Raw genomic sequence first — 18,282 nt, 5'->3', positions numbered from 1 at the left:
GCTCAGCAGTCGGAGCTCAGTTGTCGCGCTTGATGTCCTGCAGCACGGTGACATCCACCTGCACCGACGGCCCCATGGTGGAGGTGAGATAGAGGCTCTTCCAGTAGCGACCCTTGGCACCGCTGGGTTTCTGGCGGTCGATCACTTCCTGCAGTGCCTTGAGGTTCTCCAGCAGCTTCTCGGTGCTGAAGCTGGCCTTGCCGAAGCGCACGTGCACGATGCCGGTGCGGTCAGCGCGGAATTCCAGTTTGCCGGCCTTGAATTCATTGATGGCGGCGGCGAGGTCGGTGGCCACGGTGCCGGCCTTGGGGTTCGGCATCAAGCCGCGCGGACCGAGCACACGGCCCAGCTTGGCCACCTTGGGCATCATGTCCGGGGTGGCGATCAGCAGGTCGAAGTCGATCTGGCCGCCGGCGATCGACTCGACCAGATCCTCATCACCGGCGAGGTCGGCGCCGGCAGCCTTGGCTTCGGCGACCTTCTCACCACGGGCGATCACGGCAATGCGGATGCTCTGACCCGTGCCGTTCGGCAGGGCGACCGTGGTGCGGAGCTGCTGGTCGGTGTACTTGGGGTCGATGCCGAGGCGGGCGTGGGCCTCGATCGTTTCGTCGAATTTCGCTGTGGCGTTGGCCTTGACGAGCTCGATGGCCTCGAGAGGCTCGTAGGCCTGGTCTTTGACCGCTTCGGCCAGGGCGGTGTAACGCTTGGAAGGGTTCGGCATGGTGGGAGTTGGGGTGCGGGCGACGGAGCCAGCGGGCGCATGAGGCCCGGGCCCTGGGTCTCCCCCGGGTGGGGTGAAAAGGAAAGGAGCAGGGAACTGGATCCGGCGCAGGGGCCTCGTCCAGTGGCGAAATCAGGCCGGGGGCCTTCAGTCGCGGACGGCGACGCCCATGTTGCGGGCGGTGCCTTCGATGATGCGCATGGCCGCCTCGACACTGCTGGTGTTGAGGTCGGGGAGCTTGGTCTTGGCGATCTCCTCGAGCTGGGCGCGGCTGATGGCACCGGCATCTCCCTTGGCGGAAGTGGCGGCACCTTTGGGAATCCCGGCAGCCTTGGAGATCAGCACCGACGCCGGCGGGGTCTTGGTGATGAAGGTGAAGCTGCGGTCTTCAAAGACCGAGATCTCCACCGGGATCACATACCCGGCTTTGTCCTGGGTGCGGGCGTTGTACTCCTTGCAGAACGCCATGATGTTGACGCCGTGCTGACCGAGGGCGGGGCCCACGGGCGGAGCAGGGTTGGCTTTGCCGGCATTGAGGGCCAGCTTGATCACGGCTACGACTTTCTTGGCCATCGGCTGGTCTGGGGAACGGAAACTCCCTCGCGGGAGATGGGGGCGTACGCCCCGGTGGGCTGGACAGGATCTCCCCGAGGGGAGGTGTGCGGATCGCCGTTCGCGGGGAGCGGCGGTGTGGTGTGTCCGCCGCAGGCGGTGAACACACCCAGGGCCACCCTCCGCAGGGAGGCGGCCGCTGGTGATCAGCTCTGCTTGCTGATCTGGGAGAACTCGAGCTCCACCGGGGTTTCCCGGCCGAAGATCGAGAGCAGAGCCTTGAGCTTGCTGCGCTCTCCCGACACTTCGATCACCTCGCCCTGGAAATCCTTGAACGGACCAGCGGTCACGAGGATCTGATCCCCCTCGGTGATGTCGACCTTCACCAGTGGCTTCTTCTCAGCGGCGCGCTTGAAGATGCGCTCCACCTCGGGCCGGGTGAGGGGCCGGGGCTTGATATGGCCACGGGCACGGCCGGTGGCGCGGCGCTCTTCGGCCCCCACGAAGTTGATCACGTTCGGGGTGCTCCGCACCGCCATCATCGTGTCTTCGTCGAGCACCATGCGCACCAGCACGTAACCGGGGAACACCTTCTCCTCGGTGGACTGACGGCTGCCGTCTTTCTTGAGCTTGATGGCAGGCGTCTGCGGGATCTCGATCTCGAGGATGCGGTTACTGACGCCCAGGGTGATCGCCCGCTGCTCCAGGGTGGCCTTGACCTTCTTCTCGCAGCTGGAGGCCACCTGCACTGCGTACCAGCGGGCCACCTGCGGCTTGGCCTCGGCTTCAGCGGCGGCTGCCGGATCGACAGCTACCGGGTCGACGGCTGCCAGGTCGACCGCCGCAGCGCTCAGGGCGTCAGCGTCGGTGAGATCGACGGCAGCGAGATCAGCAGGGGCGAGTTCGGCTTCTGACACGAGGTTGAGGAAAGGACGACGAGGCGGCGTGGGGAATGCGGGGCGGGAGGATCAGCGGAAGATCTGGGAGGACAGCCAGCCGAAGAGGCGATCGATCGCGGCGATCGAGGCAGCCGACAGGCCCACCATCAGGATCACCGCCACCGATTCGCTGAACAGTTGCTGGCGGCTGGGCCAGACCACCTTGCGCAGCTCTTCCAGCAGCGAGGGGAAAAAGCCCGTGGCTGCCGCCCCTGCCGGCGGCGTGGGCTCTGCCTCAGGCAAGGTTTCGGTGGTGGTGGAGCGGGTTGGGGATTCCACGGTGGCCTGCGCACCGGTGCGATCGCACGAACCGGCAAACAGACACCCTACCGGACGTCACTGCCGGCCCCGGCCAGCGGCGTGAAGCGAAAGCGGGCCGCCGGGTCGCCCTCGGCCGCATCCGCCAGACTCACCCGCACGCCCCAGGCGCCGCTGAAGTGGTCGGCCAGCAGCTCAGTGGCCAGCGGATTCTCCACGCTGCGCCGCAACAGGCGCCGCAGCGGCCGCGCGCCGTACTCCGGCTCATAGCCCTGGAGCGCCAGGCAGGCCACCACCCCGTCTTCCACCTGCAGCTGCAGGCGCTGCTCCGCCAGCAGGGCGGCCAGATCGGCCAGTTGCAGGCGCACGATGCGCTCCAGGTCGGTGGCGGCCAGCGGGCGGAAGCGGATCACCTCATCGATGCGGTTGAGGAATTCGGGCCGGAACTGGGAGGCCAGCGCCCGCTCCACAGCCGCATCGAGTGCGGCATCCAGTGCCAGGACATCCGGCGGCGAGGCCTCAGGGGCACCAGCGGCGGCACCGGCACGGGCCCGCTCCAGGATGGCGCGGCTGGCCAGGTTGCTGGTCATCACCACCACCGTGTTGCGGAAGTCGACGGTGCGGCCCTGGGAATCGGTGAGCCGCCCGTCGTCGAGCACCTGCAGCAGCAGGTTGAACACCTCAGGGTGGGCCTTCTCCACTTCATCCAGCAACAACACGGCGTAGGGCCGGCGCCGCACCGCCTCGGTGAGCTGGCCGCCCTCCTCGTAGCCCACATAGCCGGGCGGAGCCCCCAGCAGGCGAGCCACGGCATTGCGCTCCATGAACTCGCTCATATCGAGGCGCACCAGTGCCTCCTCCTCATCGAAGAGCGCTGCCGCCAGCGCCTTGGCCAGTTCCGTCTTGCCGACACCGGTGGGGCCGAGGAACAGGAAGGAGCCCACCGGCCGACGCGGATCCTGCATGCCGGCCCGGGCACGGCGGATCGCCGCCGCCACGGCCGCGACGGCCTCGGGCTGGCCGATCACCCGTTCCCCCAGCCGTGCCTCCAGCTCCAGCAGCTTCTGGCGTTCGCCGGCCAGCAGCCGCTGCATGGGGATGCCGGTCCAGCGGGCCACCACATCGGCGATGTCGCCCTCCTCCACCTGCTCCCGCAGCAGAGCCAGCCCGCCCTGCTGGGCGCTCTGCAGCTCGTCCTCGAGGGCGTTGCGCCGCTGCTGCACGCCGTGGAGCTGGTCGTACTGCAGACGGGCCGCCTCCTCCAGATCACCGTCGCGCTCGGCTTCGGCGATGGCGTGGCGCAGGTCTTCGTCCTGCTGGAGCAACTCGCGCAGCTCGGCCAGCCGCTCCCGCTCCGCCTGCCAGCGGTGCTGCAGCTCCTGCAACCGGGCCAGGGCGAGGCGACGCTCCTCCTGGCGCTGCAGTCGTTCGGCCAGCGGGGCGGCCTCGGCTGCCAGCAGGGCCAGCTCCACGCGGCGCAGCTCAGCCTCGGCCAGCTCCACCACCTGGGGCTTGGAGGTGACCTCCATGCGCAGCTGAGCAGCGGCCTCGTCGATCAGGTCGATCGCCTTGTCCGGGAGGCAGCGATCGGCGATGTAACGATCGGCGAGACGGGTGGCCGCCACCAGGGCGCCGTCGGTGATGGTGACGCCGTGGTGCAGCTCGTAGCGCTCCTTCAGGCCGCGCAGGATCTGCAGGCTCACTTCCAGGTTGGGCTCCCGGATCACCACCTGCTGGAAGCGGCGGTTGAGGGCCGGATCCTTCTCCACCGTGCGGCGGTAGTCCTCGGGAGTGGTGGCGCCGATGCAGCGCAGGTCGCCGCGGGCGAGGGCTGGTTTGAGGATGCTGCCGGCGTCGGCGCTGGAGCGGTCGGTGCTCACCACGGTGTGCAGCTCGTCAATGAACAGCACCACGCCCGCATCGGGGTCGCTCACTTCCGCCAGCACGCTGCGCAGCCGTTCCTCGAACTGCCCGCGGAACTTGGCGCCGGCAATCAGGGCACCGAGATCGAGACCGACCAGGCGGATCCCCTTGAGCGAATCGGGCACCTCGCCGGCCACGATCCGCTGGGCCAGCAGCTCGGCGATGGCGGTCTTGCCCACGCCCGGCTCACCGATCAGCACCGGGTTGTTCTTGCCGCGACGCGAGAGCACCTGGATCAGGCGGCGGATTTCGGTGTCGCGGCCGATCACCGGATCCAGCAGGCCGGCGCGGGCGGCGGCAGTGAGGTCGCGGCCGTACTGCTCGAGAGCAGAGGGCTCGACCTCCAGCCGCAGACCATCGGAACCGCCGTCGGCCTCGGGAGCTGCACCGGGGGCGGGGCCGGTGGCCGGGACAGCCGCAGGGATCGCCCGGACGGAGCCAGAGCCCATGGGGCGCGTGGCCGGCGGAGCGGCGGGGGCAGCGGTGCGAGCGGCCACACCGGCAGCCTGGGTCCCAGTGCGGCTAGCGCCCTGGTAGGGGGAGGGCAGCGGGGGGGCGGTGTCGATCCAGTCGTCAGCCTCCCGCTCCCCGTCGTCTTCCCGCTCCGCCTCAGCCGCTGCGGCGCGGGCAGACGCGGCATCAGCGACCGCCACGCCTGCGGATGGGACGGCCAGGCGGCGGGCTCCACTGCCAGCCTCAGGCCGCAACAGGCGCAGCAGGCGTTCCTCGCTCAGGCCCTCAGCGGCCAGCAGGCTGCCGCCGATGCGGGGCTCGTCCAGCAGGGCCAGCAGAAGATGGGGCACGTCGATCAGGCGAGAGCCCCAGCCGGCACGGCGTCGATCGGCCGCCTCCAGCAGATCCTCGAGGGCGTCGCCGACGAACAGCTCCTCCCCGGCGGCACCCGGCTGGTCGGCGCAGAAAGCCTCGATGCGATCGAGCAGGCGATCGGCATCCAGCGGCAGCGGATCGATCCAGGGGGCATAGCGCGGGTCCTGGAAGAGCACCTGCAGCAGGTGTTCCACATCCAGCTGGCCATGGCGCCAGCGGCGGGCCTGATCCTGGCCGGCCAGCAGCAGCTCCCAGGCCGCCTCGCTGAAGCGGTCGGGGTCGGCCGTGAGGCTGGCCGGCGGCGAGGCAGCGGCGGCGGCAGCGGTGGTGTCGGGGTAACGCTCAGGCGGCTGCATCCGCCCCCGCAGCAGCGGGCCGCTGGATCAGCTCCACCTTGTAGCCGTCAGGGTCTTCCACGAAGGCGATCACGGTGCTGCCGTGCTGCATCGGCCCCGGCTCGCGCACAACGCGGCCCCCTTTGCCGGCGATGGCGGCGCAGGTGCCGTAAATGTCTTCGACACCGATGGCGATGTGGCCGTAGCCGGTGCCGATCTCGTAGCTGCTGGTGTCCCAGTTGTGGGTGAGCTCGAGCGCCGTGGTGTCGCTCTCGTCGCCGTAGCCCACGAAGGCCAGGGTGAAGCGGCCGGCGGGGTACTCACGCCGGCGCAGGAGTCGCATGCCCAGCACCTCGGTATAGAAGGCGAGGGAGCGCTCCAGATCGCCCACCCGGAGCATGGTGTGCAGCAGACGCATCAACGGGGAGCGGGATCGCCCCATTCTGGCCGTGTGCCACCGCGCGGTGAACCTAGCCAGGAGCCAGTGCTGTGCCAACCAGCACGCCGCGGGGGGAGGGGGTGCCCCATAAGATCCGCACGCGTACCCGTTTGCCCCGAGGCCATCGTGATCGACACCCTCGACCTCGTGATCGACTCCATCGTTGCCCGTGAGGTGCTCGATTCCCGCGGCACCCCCACCGTGGAAGCGGAGGTGCGGCTCGAAGGCGGCGCCGAGGGCCACGCGATCGTGCCCAGCGGGGCCAGCACCGGTGCCCATGAAGCCCATGAACTGCGTGATGGCGGCAGCCGCTACTTCGGCAAGGGCGTGCTGCAGGCCGTCACCAACATCGAAGAGAAGATCGCACCGGCGCTCTGTGGGTTGAGCGCCCTGGAGCAGGTCACGGTGGATGGCGCCATGGCCGAACTCGATGGCAGCGACAACAAATCGGCCCTGGGGGCCAATGCGGTGCTGGCCGTGAGCCTGGCGGTGGCACGGGCGGCGGCCAACGGTGTGGGCCTGCCGCTTTACCGCTATCTGGGTGGCCCGATGGCCACGCTGCTGCCGGTGCCGCTGATGAACGTGATCAACGGCGGTGCCCACGCCGCCAACAACATGGATTTCCAGGAATTCATGCTGGTGCCGCACGGTGCCCCCAGCTTCCGCGAGGCGCTGCGCATGGGTGCTGAGGTGTTCCACACGCTCAAGGGCCTGCTGAGCGCCCAGGGGCTGTCCACGGCGGTGGGCGACGAAGGTGGCTTCGCGCCGGATCTGGAAAGCAACGACGCCGCCGGCGCCCTGCTGGTGCAGGCGATCGAGAAGGCCGGCTACAAGCCGGGTGAGCAGATTTCCCTGGCCCTGGATGTGGCCAGCACGGAGTTCTACAAGAACGGGCTCTATGCCTTCGGCGGCGGCAGCTACAGCGCCACCGAGATGGTGGATCAGCTCGAAAAACTGGTGAGCCGCTATCCGATCGTGTCGATCGAGGATGGCCTCGCCGAAGACGACTGGGAGGGCTGGGCCCTGCTCACCCAGCGACTGGGAGGGCGCGTGCAGCTGGTGGGCGACGACCTGTTCGTGACCAACACCACCCGCCTGCAACGGGGCATCGAGCAGGGCATCGCCAATTCGATCCTGATCAAGGTGAACCAGATCGGTTCGCTCACCGAAACCCTGCAGGCGATCGACCTGGCGGGTCGGGCGGGTTACACAAGCGTGATCAGCCACCGCAGCGGCGAAACCGAAGACACCACCATCGCCGACCTGGCGGTGGCCACCCGTGCCGGCCAGATCAAGACCGGTTCACTCAGCCGCAGCGAGCGCGTGGCGAAATACAACCGCCTGCTGCGCATCGAAGACGAACTGGGCAGCCAGGCGATCTACGCCGGCGCTGAAGACCGGGGCCCGCGCGGCCGGGGCTGAGCGCGAACAGAGAGGGAGCGGCGTCTCAATCGTCTTGACGATCAAGCCGGATGTTCGGCCTCGCCCTGGCTGTGTCACGACTTCCGCTTCATCGGATTCGACAGAACGGCTGGAGCGACAGGGTCCACACATCGAGATTGCAATGCCTTGCCTAAGACACAAGACGTGAACACGATGTTCATGTTGAGTGTCAACGAGCCCTGCACCAGGCACAATTAATCACTTCATGACAGAAAGCAAGAGCCTGACTACGCACAGCCTTCCGACTCCTGCATGCCCGCTTGAAACCGGCCTTCTCAAAAGATGAACCTGTCCACCAAGTGCGGCAAACACGAAGTGCGGCAAACAGGCTCAACCTCAACTGGAACGTAGATCCACCTTTCGTACAGAGGAGCAGCGGCTCTGTCGCTGAGCCCCAAATCCTTCCGAACGATCAAGAAAGCAGGGTGCCGATTGAGGCATCTTCACCGATACCTTCATCACCGGGTGCGCCGTTCATCTACCCGCCTGCGCCGGGAAGCTTTTCCAGGCGTCCATCGCGACGCAGGCGGCCCTGCAGCTTCAGCCAGCTGAGCGTGACAGGCAACGCCGCCACCAACGGCACCGCCACCAGGGCCGGCCTGGCGCTGGCGGCCAGCAGGGCCGCAGACACCGCCAGGCCTCCGAGCAAGAACGACTGACCTGCCGCCTGCTGGGCGGTGGCGAGGCGGCGCAGGATGCGGTCGGTTTCGCCGGCACGCATCTGCACCTGGAGATCTCCCTGCTCCAGACGCGAAAGGCTGTCTTCCAGGCGGCGGGGCAGACCCAGCGCGCGGCTGCTGAGCTCGCCGGCCTGGCGACCCAGTTCGCCGAGGAAATCGTTGGGTCCAGTGCCGCCGGAGGTCATCAGGGGGAGGAGGTAAGGGCGGGCAATGGCCACCAAGCTAAAGGTGGGGTCGAGGCTTCGGCCGACCCCCTCGAAGGTGGAGAGGGCGCGCATCACGAAGATCAGCTCCGCCGGCAGGCGGAACGGCTGGCCGTACACCAGGTCGTAGAGGTCGCCGGAGAGCTTCTCCAGCACATTGGCGGAGAAAGGCGGCGTCAGCGCCTCGGTGAGCATCACCCTCACCAGGCGCCGCACCGGGCCGGCGTCGATGCCGGCGGCGATCACACCCGCCCCCTGCATCTCTTCCACGAGGGCGCCGGCGTCGCGGGCGGCAGCGGCCCGCACCATGCGGCCCAGCCGCCCGCGCAGGCGCGAGGAGAGCTGGCCCATCATGCCGAAGTCGTAGTAGATGAGGGCGCCATCGCTGGCCACCGCCAGGTTGCCGGGATGGGGATCGGCGTGGAAAAAGCCGAAACGCACCAGCTGCTGGAGATAACTGGCCGCTCCCTTTTCCGCCACCGCCGCAGGGTCGATGCCCGCCTCCACCAACGCGGCGCGGTCGTTGATCTTGATGCCGGGGAGATAATCGAGGCTGAGCACCCGGCGGGTGCTCAGTTCCCAGATCACCGCCGGAATACGGATGCCGGGATCATCCAGAAACTGCTGGCGGAAGCGGGCGGCATGTTCGGCCTCGAGGCGAAAGTCGAGTTCACGCAGTAATACACGCCGGCATTCCTGAGCGATCGAGACCCAGTCACGGCCCTGGCCCCAGCGGGGATGGCGCTGCAGCACCGCCGCCACCTGCTGCATCACCTCCAGATCGAGCCGGAACAGCCGCTCCAGCCCAGGCCGCTGGATCTTGAACACCACCTGGCGACCGCTGCGCAGACTGGCGCGGTGCACCTGGGCCAGGCTGGCGGAGCCGAGCGGCAGCTCCGCCAGATCGATGATCTCGTTGCAGCGCTCGCCCAGTTCCTCCTCCAGCAGCCGCTGCACAGTGGCGAAGGGGAAAGCGGGCACCCGGTCTTGCAGATGCGCCAACTCCTCCACCCAGCCGGCGGGCAGCACATCGGGGCGGGCGGAGAGCAGCTGGCCCAGTTTGATGAAGGCCGATCCCAGGCTGAGCAGCTCGTTGGTGAGCCAGCGGGCGCGCTGGCGCTGACGCACAGCCCGGTGCTCCGCGCTCGGCGGCCCCTTACCCCGGTACGACCAGGCCCGGCCATCCAGCCACAGCCCGGCCAACAGCTGCAGCACGCCGCGCCAGATGCGCAACGAACGGGACAGGCCCCGCCACCCTTGCACCAGGCGCCCCATCAGGGCCGGTCCTCAAGGCGGCGCGACAAGCCGGCCACCTGGGCCCGCAGGGCATCGATCTGATCCTGGGGCGTGCCCCAGGCGGCAGTGGCCACGGACTGCGCGTCCATGGCGCCGGAAGCAGCGCCTGCTGCCGACGCCGACCCAGCCGCCGGATCGGTTTCCAGCCGCTCCGCCTCCGCCTCCACCTCTTCCAGGAAGAGGCTCCATTCCTGGCGCAGCCGCTCGGGCGCCTCCTGGGCAAGCACCGCCAGGGCTGCGGCAGTTTCCACCAGGCTGCTGCCAAGCCGGGCACCCAACCTGTTGATGGCGGCCTGAACGATGGATTGGGGCGCGCTCATGCGGGGGCCGTTGGTTGGCGAAACTGTGGCAGATCAGGGCGTGGTGCCGTTGGGATCCGCCGCCGCCGGCGGCTCACTGGGCATGATCACCGAATCGGAAGGAGGTGTCGGCTCGGCCGGCAGCAGCGGCGCTTCCGGCACCGGCTGCTCGCGGGTGCTGGCATTCGGGTCGGCGGGCGCCGGGGTGGCCCGGGCCGCAGCCTCGCGCTTCTCCTGTTCCTCGCGGCGGCGCTGCTCCTGCTCCAGCAGGCCCAGGTCGTCGACCCCCTCGCTGGGGGCCCCGAAGCGCATGCGCAGGCTCTCCAGGCTGGTGCCAGGGGTGGGCCTCACCTCAAAGCTCTCGCCGAGACGGGCCGTGCCATCGGGACGGAGATCGAGCAGGCGCCCGGTGAGGCCGTAGCCGAGCCCGAAGGTCACCCCCGCCACCAGCGCCAGCGTCCAGCCGGGCAGGGGCGGCTGGGCCGGCGGGCGGGCGCCGGGGGTTCGTGCGCCGGAGCGGCCGGCGGCATCGCCCTCAGCGCCCCTGGCGGGACGCCTCGACCTGCGACGTGCACCAGCCTGGGTCATGGATCACGGTTGGACTGCCCTCATCCTGCCCGTGCCTGTGCGGAGCCGCCACGGCTGGCCGCTGCGCAGCTGCTGGGTGGTGGTGATGTGCTGTGGCTCACATCTCCCTCGACGCTAGGGTTTGGCTGCTCTTGCAGACCATTCAAGGTGACCTATTGCATCGGTTACTGGCTGGAGAAAGGGTTGGTGTTTGCTTCTGATTCCCGCACAAATGCCGGAGTTGATTACATTTCCAGCTACAGTAAGATGTATGTGTTTCAGCCGGCGTCCGATCGGCTGTTCGTGCTGCTGGGCGCCGGCAATCTGGCCACCACTCAGGCGGTGGTGAACCACATCCAGCGCGACCTTGACCAGGAGATCGCTAGCCAAGCCAGCGCTGGTGAGGACCTCCGTTCCTGCCACTACCTGTTCGAAGCGGCCAACTACATCGGCGCGGTGAGCGTGGCGGTGCAGGAGAAGCACCGCCACGCTCTGCAGCAGGCGGGCACCAGCGCCGAGGCCACCTTCATCCTGGGCGGGCAGATCGGCACCGAACCCCACGGTCTGTACATGGTGTATCCCCAGGGGAATGCGGTGATGGCCACGCCACAGACCCCGTATCTCCAGATCGGTGAATCGAAGTACGGCAAGCCGCCGCTCGACAATGTGGGCTCCACCAATCTGTCGCTGGAGGATGCCGCCCGGCTCTGCCTGATCTCGGAAGTACTCACCCACCGCTCCAACCTCACCGTTGGCCCGCCGTTTGAGCTGGCGATCGTGCCCCGCAACAAGCACACGGTGGCCCATCGCGTCACCTTCGAGGCGGAGGCGCCGGAACTGGCCGCCATGATCGACACCTGGAGCAGCGCCCAGCGGGAAGCCCTGCACCGGCTGCCCAGCTTCGTCTGGGAGCAGAACCAGGACGCGGCCTGACGCGCCAGTCGCCACCGCCCCACCACCAGCCGTTCACCCATGCACACCGTTTCCGAGTGGATCTCCACCGGCCACCTGCCCTCCGCCGAGGTGGTGGAGGCACTGGTGCTGGAGGCGCATCAGCGCTTTGCGCCGGTGCGAGAGGGCAAGGTGGCCGATTACATCCCCGCCCTGGCCGCCGCCAATGCCGAGCAGTTCGGCATCTGCGTGGCCGGTTGCGGCGGGCAGCTGATCGAAGCGGGCGATTCCCACGCCTCCTTCAGCATCCAGAGCATCTCGAAGCCGTTTCAGTTCGCGCTCATCTGCCAGGCGATCGGTGAAGACGAAGCCCGCGAAAAACTGGGGGTGAACAGCACCGGCCTGCCCTTCAATTCGGTGCTGGCGGTGGAGCGGAGCAGCGAAGGGCTCTCCAATCCGATGGTGAATGCCGGCGCCATCGCCGCCACCAGCCTGGCGCCAGGCACCACGCCCGAGGAGAAGTGGGCCTTCATCGAGGCCGGCTTCTCCCGCTTCGCCGGCCGGCCACTGGAGGTGGATGAAGAGGTGTACAGCTCCGAGCTGGCTACCAACCGCCGCAATACCGGCATCGCCAGCCTGCTGAGCGCTCAGCAGCGCCTCTGGTGGGATCCGGAAGAGGCCACCGATCTTTACACCCGTCAATGCTCGCTGCGGGTCACCAGTGCCGACCTGGCCGTGATGGCGGCCACGCTGGCCAACGGCGGGCGCCAGCCGATCACGGGGGAGCAGGTGATCGATGCCATCCATTGCCAGCACGTGCTGGCGGTGATGGTCACCGCCGGGCTGTACGAAACCTCTGGCGACTGGCTCTACGCCACCGGCCTGCCCGGCAAGAGCGGCGTGGCCGGCGGCATGATCACGGTGGCACCGGGCAAGGGGGGCCTGGCCACCTACGCGCCACCGCTCGATGAGGCGGGCAACAGCGTGCGCGGCCAGCTCACGGCCCGTTTTCTCTCGGAAGCCCTGGGCCTGAACCTGTTCGCCTCCAGGGCAGAGAGCCACCAATGATCAGCACCACGAATCTCGTGCGGTATCTCCTGCTGGTGGCCTGCGTTGGCGTCACGGTGCTGATCTTCGACTACTTCTCAGGCACGATTGCGGTGTTCACCGCTGCCGCCATCGTGGCGGCGCTGCTCAACATCCCACTGACCTGGCTGAGCCGCTATCTGCCACGGGGATGGGCGATTGCCATCGTTTCCCTCAGCGCCCTGCTCCTCCTGATCGGTTTCGTCACCGGGATTGGCCTGCAGGTGCTGAACCAGGGGCAGGGCCTGGTGCTGGATCTGCAGAGCAGGATGAAGCAGCAGGATCTCACGCCTCTGCACGGCTACCTCGAAGCCTATGGATTCGACAGAATCACCTCCCTGCTGCAGGAGGGATTGCTGACGGGGCTGGGGTTGCTGCAGACCGTGTTCTCCGGTGTGTTCACCGGGATTTTCGGTGCGGTGATCAGCCTCTACATGTTGATCGATGGGGAGAAGCTCTGGAAAGGGTTTCTGCGGCTGATTCCGGAAGCCCACCGGGATCGTTTTGCCCACACCTTTCTGCAGAGCGTGCTGGGGTTCATTCGTGGTCAGCTGCTGCTGATGGTGTTTCTGACCGTCTCGACGGCTGTGGTTTTTCCCCTGCTGGGTGTGAAGTACAGCCTGATCCTGGCGGTGATCGTGGGGGTTCTGGATGTGATCCCCGGCATCGGTGCCACCCTCGGCATCGTGCTGGTCTCGGTGATGGTCTTTGCCTCCCAGGGAGGAGAGATCGGCCTGCGGGCCTTGATCGCTTCGCTGCTGCTCGGCCAGATTCAGGACAACATCGTGCGCCCCAGGGTGATGGGCAGGGCGATGGAGCTCAATCCGGTGCTGCTCTTTCTCTCGCTCTTCATCGGTCAGCGGGTTGCTGGTCTGCTGGGGGTGTTTCTGGCCATCCCGATCGCGGGCATGATTGCCCTCTGGCTCCATACGGAACGCCTGCAGCAGGAGGCCATCGCTCTCACACCCGCAAGCGATGAGTAGGGGCGGAGACGAGCGGGGGTGGAGCCTCTGCACGGAGGCTCCGCGCTGAACGTCTGCACTGAGCCTCTTCGCTGAAGATCCTTGCCGCAGGCTCTGTCACGAGCCTCACGATCTAGGCGTCCCCTGTGCAGGTGGCCCTCGCTCCTGGTTCCCCTCGCTTCACGGGTTCCTCGCTTCAGGTGCGGGGAGCTGAGCATCTCCAGCAGACTGCCATGCTGCTGCCTGGATGCGAGCTCTCCCATGGTTTCGATGCGCCTGATCCCACCGATCCTGCTCACCGCCTTGATGGTGGCCGCTGCCAGCACCACCAGCGCCGAGGCCAGCTGCCGCTTTCTGATGCCGCTCGGCGGCAGCGGCGAGCCGGTGGTGGCCAAGCGGATCGGCCCCGACCGGCTGCTGGGCCGCACCAACTGGAACACCGATTTCATCGTGGACCGGCCCTTCCGCAGCTATCAGTTCTTCTTCACGTCGGCCTCGACCGAGCGGGCCACCTTCCCAGTGGCTGCCTTCATGCGCTTCACCGATGGCACCAGCCTGCAGGTGGTGAATGAAACCCCCACCTTTGAACCGGGTACCGGCCGGATGTTCGGCCCGTTTCAGGCGGTGCCGGGCAAGCGCACCAACCTGATGAACTTCCGGGTGGGCTCCAGCACCAGGCCCGCGGCCGTGGGTTTCAGTTACCGGATCTCCGTGCAGGGATGCGACTGAGGCGACAGCCGGTCTGAGCCACGCCTGCCCTGATCCCCACCCGCCATGCAATTCGAGAGCTTCGCCACGTTCAACATCGCCATCGTGGTGCTGGCGGTCGGCCGCTGGTTGAACCGCAAGGTGGCCTTTCTGAGGGAGTTCAACATTCCCGAGCCTGTGACCAGTGGCCTGCTGGTGTGTGTGCTGCTGGCGGTGGTTCATGCGATTTCCGGGGTGGAGATCGGTTTCAACCTGCTCACCCGTGATTTTCTGCTGCTCTATTTCTTTGCGGCGATCGGCCTCAACGCTGACATCCGCACCCTGCTCTCCGGCGGACGACCCCTGCTGATCCTGATCGCCACCACGGTGGTGTTCATGCTGCTGCAGAACCTCACCGGCATCGGCGTAGCCACAGTGCTGGGCCTGAATCCCCTGGTGGGGGTGCTGGGCGGTTCGGTGTCGCTGCTGGGCGGCCACGGCACCGCCATCGCCTGGGCTCCCCGCTTCGCGGAAACGCACGGCATCAGCAATGCGTTGGAAATCGGCGTGGCCTGCGCCACCTTCGGCCTGGTGCTCGCCTCGCTGATGGGCGGGCCGATCGCCCGGCTGCTGATCCAGCGCAACAAGCTCCAGCCCCCACCCTGCGTGGTGGAAGACGCCGCCGCCGAGAGCAACGCGCTCGAACGGGTCACCTACTTCACGCTGCTGCGGACCCTCTTCTGGCTCAACATGAGCCTGGGCCTGGGTGAACTGCTCTTCGAGGGATTGCAGGCCGTGGGCAGCAATCTGCCCCTGTTCGTGTGCTGCCTGTTCGCAGCGATCTTTCTCACCAACACCGTGCCGCGGTTGGTGAAGGTGCGCGAGCTGGCGCCGGCGCGATCCCTGGCCATCGTGTCCGACATCGCCCTGGGCATCTTCCTGACAATGTCGCTGATGAGCCTGCAGCTGTGGACCATCGCCTCGCTGGCGGGCCCGATCATCGCTATCCTCACCGCCCAGTTCGTGGTGTCGTTCCTGTTCGCGCTGTTCGTGGTGTTCCGTGTGATGGGCCGCGATTACGAAGCGGCCGTGATCTGCGCCGGTTTCGGCGGCATTTCACTTGGTGCCACACCCACGGCGATGGCGAACATGTCGGCGGTGGCGCAGAAGTATGGGGCGGCACGGCGGGCGTTCATCGTGGTGCCGCTGGTATCGGGCTTCTTCGTGGACATCAGCAATGCGGTGATCATCCAGCGCTTCCTGAATGTGTTCGGCTGATCCAGCGGGCACAGTGCTCGCAGGGGGATGACGGCGCTCAGCCGGCCACCGCAGCAGGGAGGGTGCCCATGAAGCGTTGCAGCTGACGCGTTTCGAGTTCGAGCACGCGCTTGGCGAAGTCCTGATCGCGATCGAGCAGAGCATCGAAGCCATCCACCGGCACCGCCAGCAGGCGCGTGCCCTCCTGCGCCGCCGTGATCGTGTTCTCCGTGGCGCTGTGGGTGAGCACCTCGAGCTCATCGAGCATCTGGCCCGGCCGGAAGCGCTCCTGCCGGGTGCCTGGGCCATCAGCGCTGGGGTCGCCATCGCGGTAGTGCACCAGGGCTTCGCCTTCGATCAGCAACAGCAGTTCGCGGCAGGTGTCGCCGGTTTCGGTGATCAGGGCGCCGGCGCTGTAAAGGCGCAGCTCAGAGACCTCCGCCAGGGCGTTGATGGTGTCGAGGTGGAGGCCGCGGAACGCCTCGCAGGTGGCCAGCACCACCCGCTTTTCGAGCTCAGGGCAGGCCTCGAGGCTGGGCGGCGTATCGCCCTGGGCCAGCAGGCGCTCGGCCGTGCTGGCCAGCAGCGGGGCGGACGCGCCACCGCGCAGCGCCGCTGCCTGGGCCTGGCCCTTCTGGCCGTCCAGCCGGGCGATCAGGAACAGGGCGGACGCCTGGATCAGCGGGTTGCGGTCCTGCAGCAGGGTGTCGAGGTGGTGCAGGGTGACCGGCAGGGGAACCACCAGCGAGCAGCTGGCGCCTGTGCCCGGCTGGGTGAGTGCCGCCAGCACCTCCGCCGGCAGGCGCTCCTGCCACGGCTCCTGCTCCAGCAGCTCCAGCAGCACCAACGGCGACAGTCTCTGCAGATCCGCCACCAGGGCGGGCACGACAGGATCCTGCTGCAGGGTGGCCAGGGCCCACAGGATCGCCCGCAGGCTCAGCTGTTCCCGGTGGCGGATGTGCCCGCTGAGCAGGGCGCGCACCACCGGCGCCTCCGGCAGCGACGGCTGCTGCAGGGCGCGGAAGGCCTCGATCAGTTCCGGCAGGCGCTGCAGCAGCACCTCAGCCTTCTGGACGGCGCTGGCCTGCGGCGACAGCCCGCCCAGAATCTCCTCCTCCTCCGCGGCGGTGATGCCGTAGCGGCGACGCAGCGAGCGGATCGCCTTGGTGTCACCCTGCTCCTGCGCACGGCTCTGCAGCCGCATCAGTCGATCGAGCGACTTGCGGTAGCCACTGAGCCGCACCTGATCCTCCAGGCTGCGGCGGTTGGCGGGATCGAGCAGGGTGGGATCCTCCACCCCCAGCTCTTCGAGCAGCTGCTCGTGCTCCTCATCGGAGATGCCGAGCTCGCGGCGCATCTGCTGCAGCACCTCCAGGCTGGTGGCCACACTCACGTAGCCCTCCTCAAGCGCCTCACGCACCACGCCCTTGTAGGCCTCGTGGCGTTTCTCGCTGCTGAAGCCCGGCAGCACCTTGGCCAGCACATACACCTCGTGGGCGTTGAGGTCGCCGAGGGTGCGGCCATCGAGGAAGCGGCCCACATCGAGCTGGAGGCGCTCCAGTTGCTTGCGGAAGCGGCTGGCCAGGTTCTCGCGGCTGTAGATCTCGGGGTTGCGGCGCCAGGCCTTGTACACCCAAAGCGTGCTGACGGCCACCAGGGCGCCGTCGAAGAGGTATTGCACCCAGGGCGGCAGCAGCCGCAGCAGCGGCCGACCCGCGAACAGGAAGAAGAAGTTGAACACCAGGAAGGTGGCCACCACAAAGATGCGGTGGCGGAGCTGCTCCGGCGGCAGCGGCATGGCACCGGTGCGGGCGGCAAGGCGTCGTTCGCGGGAGCGCGCACCGGCTTCGATCCAGCGCCCCACCACCACCCCCAGCCAGGTGAACAGCCCCAGCACCAGGGGCACCGCCACCAGGCGGGGGATGGGGATGGCCTGGCCGAACAGGAACAGCCCGGGGCTGAGCAGGGTGGCGAGCTGGTCGCTCTGGCGGACCCAGATCCCGGAGAAGTAGTAGCCCCAGCTGCCGGTGTACAGGTAGTAGTAGAGGAAGTAGCCCAGCACCAGCCCCACGTAGCCATAACGCTCGAAGGCGAAGGCCGGCGTGGTGATCCGCGCCCAGTACATGCGCTCGGCGTCGATGTCGATGCAGGGCTGCTGGCAGGCCACGCAGGCGCTCTGCTCGCTGCCATCGGGCAGCGTGGTGCGGCACATCGACTGGGTGATCGGCTGCTCGCTCAGGTGGGCCTTGCTGCCCAGCAGCCCGGAGGGGGCGGAGAACACGCTCTGCACCGGCGCCATCGGGCAGAAGTACTGGCACCAGGCCTTGCCGCCGTACAGCCAACCCACCACCATCGCCACTGCGATCGTGCCCAGCAGCCAGGCGGCCAGCACCAGGCGATCCGCATTGAAGAAAAGGATGCGGCCGCAGAGGCCCGCGAACAGCCAGCCGAACTGCACGCTGGAGTAGTGGCGGGCCAGCCAGGAATCGGCGGGCACCTTGGCCAGCTGGGGGCGTCGCTCACCGGTGCGGGGATTGAGCTTGGCGATCTGGCGTTGCAGGCCCAGGGCGCGGGGGATCTGGGAGAGGAAGGAGAGCGGGCAGATGCGCCGCCACAGCTCATGGCCGAACACCAGCAGGATGAAGATCGCCGACGGCACCACCGCCCCCCAGAAGAGGGTGGTGCCGAGCGGATAAGGCTGCTCGCCGAGGCAACGGTCCTGCACCGGCACGCAGGCCTCACTCAGGCGCAAGGGGCTCCAGGGGTGGTCCGGCTCGGTGAGCGCGGAGCTCCAGGGGTCGTAGAACAGCGAGGCGATGATCAACAGCCAGCCGGTGGTGAGAATCCAGCGGATGACATGCATCCGGGATTCACGCAGCTGAATCGCCATCGGGCCAGAAATCGGTGCGCTGAC

Annotated in this window: 16 protein-coding genes; 6 read left to right on the top strand and 10 right to left on the bottom strand. The window is 67.8% G+C overall.

Features of this window, described 5'->3' with window-relative positions; all coding sequences use genetic code 11:
• Positions 1–16: 16 nt before the first annotated feature.
• The 6 genes from rplA to gloA form a co-directional block, all read right to left on the bottom strand.
• On the bottom strand, positions 17–724 hold the full coding sequence (gene rplA, locus ACXMDP_RS03065) for a 50S ribosomal protein L1 (protein ID WP_259729889.1): 708 nt from the start codon (positions 722–724) through the stop codon (positions 17–19).
• Between the two features lie 147 nt (positions 725–871).
• The gene (gene rplK / locus ACXMDP_RS03060; protein ID WP_094512052.1) at positions 872–1,297 is read right to left on the bottom strand and encodes a 50S ribosomal protein L11; all 426 of its coding nucleotides are present in this window, start codon (positions 1,295–1,297) and stop codon (positions 872–874) included.
• A gap of 185 nt (positions 1,298–1,482) precedes the next feature.
• Positions 1,483–2,109 (bottom strand): transcription termination/antitermination protein NusG, encoded by a 627-nt coding sequence (gene nusG / locus ACXMDP_RS03055; RefSeq protein WP_369803010.1) that lies wholly within the window; start codon positions 2,107–2,109, stop codon positions 1,483–1,485.
• A gap of 135 nt (positions 2,110–2,244) precedes the next feature.
• Positions 2,245–2,493, bottom strand: a complete 249-nt coding sequence (gene secE / locus ACXMDP_RS03050; protein WP_198948268.1) for a preprotein translocase subunit SecE — start codon at positions 2,491–2,493, stop codon at positions 2,245–2,247.
• A gap of 47 nt (positions 2,494–2,540) precedes the next feature.
• Positions 2,541–5,579, bottom strand: a complete 3,039-nt coding sequence (locus ACXMDP_RS03045; protein WP_259729890.1) for an ATP-dependent Clp protease ATP-binding subunit — start codon at positions 5,577–5,579, stop codon at positions 2,541–2,543.
• Positions 5,566–5,976 (bottom strand): lactoylglutathione lyase, encoded by a 411-nt coding sequence (gene gloA, locus ACXMDP_RS03040; protein ID WP_094512063.1) that lies wholly within the window; start codon positions 5,974–5,976, stop codon positions 5,566–5,568. Before gloA ends, ACXMDP_RS03045 begins: the two co-directional genes overlap by 14 nt.
• A gap of 147 nt (positions 5,977–6,123) precedes the next feature.
• Here gloA and eno point away from each other — a divergent pair, with 147 nt between their 5' ends.
• Positions 6,124–7,419: a phosphopyruvate hydratase gene (gene eno, locus ACXMDP_RS03035; protein WP_094512066.1), complete on the top strand. Its 1,296-nt coding sequence runs from the start codon at positions 6,124–6,126 to the stop codon at positions 7,417–7,419.
• A gap of 499 nt (positions 7,420–7,918) precedes the next feature.
• Here the strand turns inward: eno and ACXMDP_RS03030 are convergent, their stop codons facing one another.
• From ACXMDP_RS03030 to ACXMDP_RS03020, 3 genes are read right to left on the bottom strand one after another with little or no spacing between them, the layout of a single operon-like run.
• Positions 7,919–9,598: an ABC1 kinase family protein gene (locus tag ACXMDP_RS03030; protein ID WP_259729891.1), complete on the bottom strand. Its 1,680-nt coding sequence runs from the start codon at positions 9,596–9,598 to the stop codon at positions 7,919–7,921.
• The gene (locus ACXMDP_RS03025) at positions 9,598–9,939 is read right to left on the bottom strand and encodes a hypothetical protein (RefSeq protein WP_259729892.1); all 342 of its coding nucleotides are present in this window, start codon (positions 9,937–9,939) and stop codon (positions 9,598–9,600) included. Before ACXMDP_RS03025 ends, ACXMDP_RS03030 begins: the two co-directional genes overlap by 1 nt.
• A gap of 33 nt (positions 9,940–9,972) precedes the next feature.
• Positions 9,973–10,506 (bottom strand): hypothetical protein, encoded by a 534-nt coding sequence (locus tag ACXMDP_RS03020; RefSeq protein ID WP_259729893.1) that lies wholly within the window; start codon positions 10,504–10,506, stop codon positions 9,973–9,975.
• A 246-nt stretch (positions 10,507–10,752) separates the two neighbouring features.
• Here ACXMDP_RS03020 and ACXMDP_RS03015 point away from each other — a divergent pair, with 246 nt between their 5' ends.
• From ACXMDP_RS03015 to gltS, 5 genes are all read left to right on the top strand, one after another.
• On the top strand, positions 10,753–11,418 hold the full coding sequence (locus tag ACXMDP_RS03015; protein WP_457767067.1) for a 20S proteasome subunit A/B: 666 nt from the start codon (positions 10,753–10,755) through the stop codon (positions 11,416–11,418).
• 39 nt (positions 11,419–11,457) lie between these two features.
• Positions 11,458–12,444 carry a glutaminase A gene (gene glsA / locus ACXMDP_RS03010; protein ID WP_259730167.1) on the top strand — a complete coding sequence of 329 codons (987 nt, stop codon included), beginning with the start codon at positions 11,458–11,460 and terminating at the stop codon, positions 12,442–12,444.
• The gene (locus ACXMDP_RS03005; protein ID WP_259730166.1) at positions 12,441–13,445 is read left to right on the top strand and encodes an AI-2E family transporter; all 1,005 of its coding nucleotides are present in this window, start codon (positions 12,441–12,443) and stop codon (positions 13,443–13,445) included. The genes glsA and ACXMDP_RS03005 overlap by 4 nt, the downstream gene beginning before the upstream one ends.
• Before the next feature lie 249 nt (positions 13,446–13,694).
• Positions 13,695–14,153: a hypothetical protein gene (locus ACXMDP_RS03000; RefSeq protein WP_259730165.1), complete on the top strand. Its 459-nt coding sequence runs from the start codon at positions 13,695–13,697 to the stop codon at positions 14,151–14,153.
• Between the two features lie 45 nt (positions 14,154–14,198).
• On the top strand, positions 14,199–15,389 hold the full coding sequence (gene gltS, locus ACXMDP_RS02995; RefSeq protein ID WP_259730164.1) for a sodium/glutamate symporter: 1,191 nt from the start codon (positions 14,199–14,201) through the stop codon (positions 15,387–15,389).
• Positions 15,390–15,426: 37 nt separating this feature from the next.
• Here the strand turns inward: gltS and ACXMDP_RS02990 are convergent, their stop codons facing one another.
• On the bottom strand, positions 15,427–18,231 hold the full coding sequence (locus ACXMDP_RS02990) for a cyclic nucleotide-binding domain-containing protein (protein ID WP_457767066.1): 2,805 nt from the start codon (positions 18,229–18,231) through the stop codon (positions 15,427–15,429).
• Between the last annotated feature and the right edge of the window lie 51 nt (positions 18,232–18,282).

The sequence above is a fragment of the Cyanobium sp. ULC065 genome, assembly GCF_977927515.1.
This window is presented reverse-complemented; position numbering and strand designations above follow the sequence as displayed.

Coding starts and splice junctions, on each gene's coding strand:
- rplA (WP_259729889.1), bottom strand. CDS start 724: ATGCCGAACCCTTCCAAGCGTTACACCGCCCTGGCCGAAGCGGTCAAA.
- rplK (WP_094512052.1), bottom strand. CDS start 1,297: ATGGCCAAGAAAGTCGTAGCCGTGATCAAGCTGGCCCTCAATGCCGGC.
- ACXMDP_RS03045 (WP_259729890.1), bottom strand. CDS start 5,579: ATGCAGCCGCCTGAGCGTTACCCCGACACCACCGCTGCCGCCGCCGCT.
- gloA (WP_094512063.1), bottom strand. CDS start 5,976: ATGCGTCTGCTGCACACCATGCTCCGGGTGGGCGATCTGGAGCGCTCC.
- ACXMDP_RS03030 (WP_259729891.1), bottom strand. CDS start 9,598: ATGGGGCGCCTGGTGCAAGGGTGGCGGGGCCTGTCCCGTTCGTTGCGC.
- ACXMDP_RS03025 (WP_259729892.1), bottom strand. CDS start 9,939: ATGAGCGCGCCCCAATCCATCGTTCAGGCCGCCATCAACAGGTTGGGT.
- ACXMDP_RS03020 (WP_259729893.1), bottom strand. CDS start 10,506: ATGACCCAGGCTGGTGCACGTCGCAGGTCGAGGCGTCCCGCCAGGGGC.
- ACXMDP_RS03015 (WP_457767067.1), top strand. CDS start 10,753: ATGTATGTGTTTCAGCCGGCGTCCGATCGGCTGTTCGTGCTGCTGGGC.
- glsA (WP_259730167.1), top strand. CDS start 11,458: ATGCACACCGTTTCCGAGTGGATCTCCACCGGCCACCTGCCCTCCGCC.
- ACXMDP_RS03005 (WP_259730166.1), top strand. CDS start 12,441: ATGATCAGCACCACGAATCTCGTGCGGTATCTCCTGCTGGTGGCCTGC.
- ACXMDP_RS03000 (WP_259730165.1), top strand. CDS start 13,695: ATGCGCCTGATCCCACCGATCCTGCTCACCGCCTTGATGGTGGCCGCT.
- gltS (WP_259730164.1), top strand. CDS start 14,199: ATGCAATTCGAGAGCTTCGCCACGTTCAACATCGCCATCGTGGTGCTG.
- ACXMDP_RS02990 (WP_457767066.1), bottom strand. CDS start 18,231: ATGCATGTCATCCGCTGGATTCTCACCACCGGCTGGCTGTTGATCATC.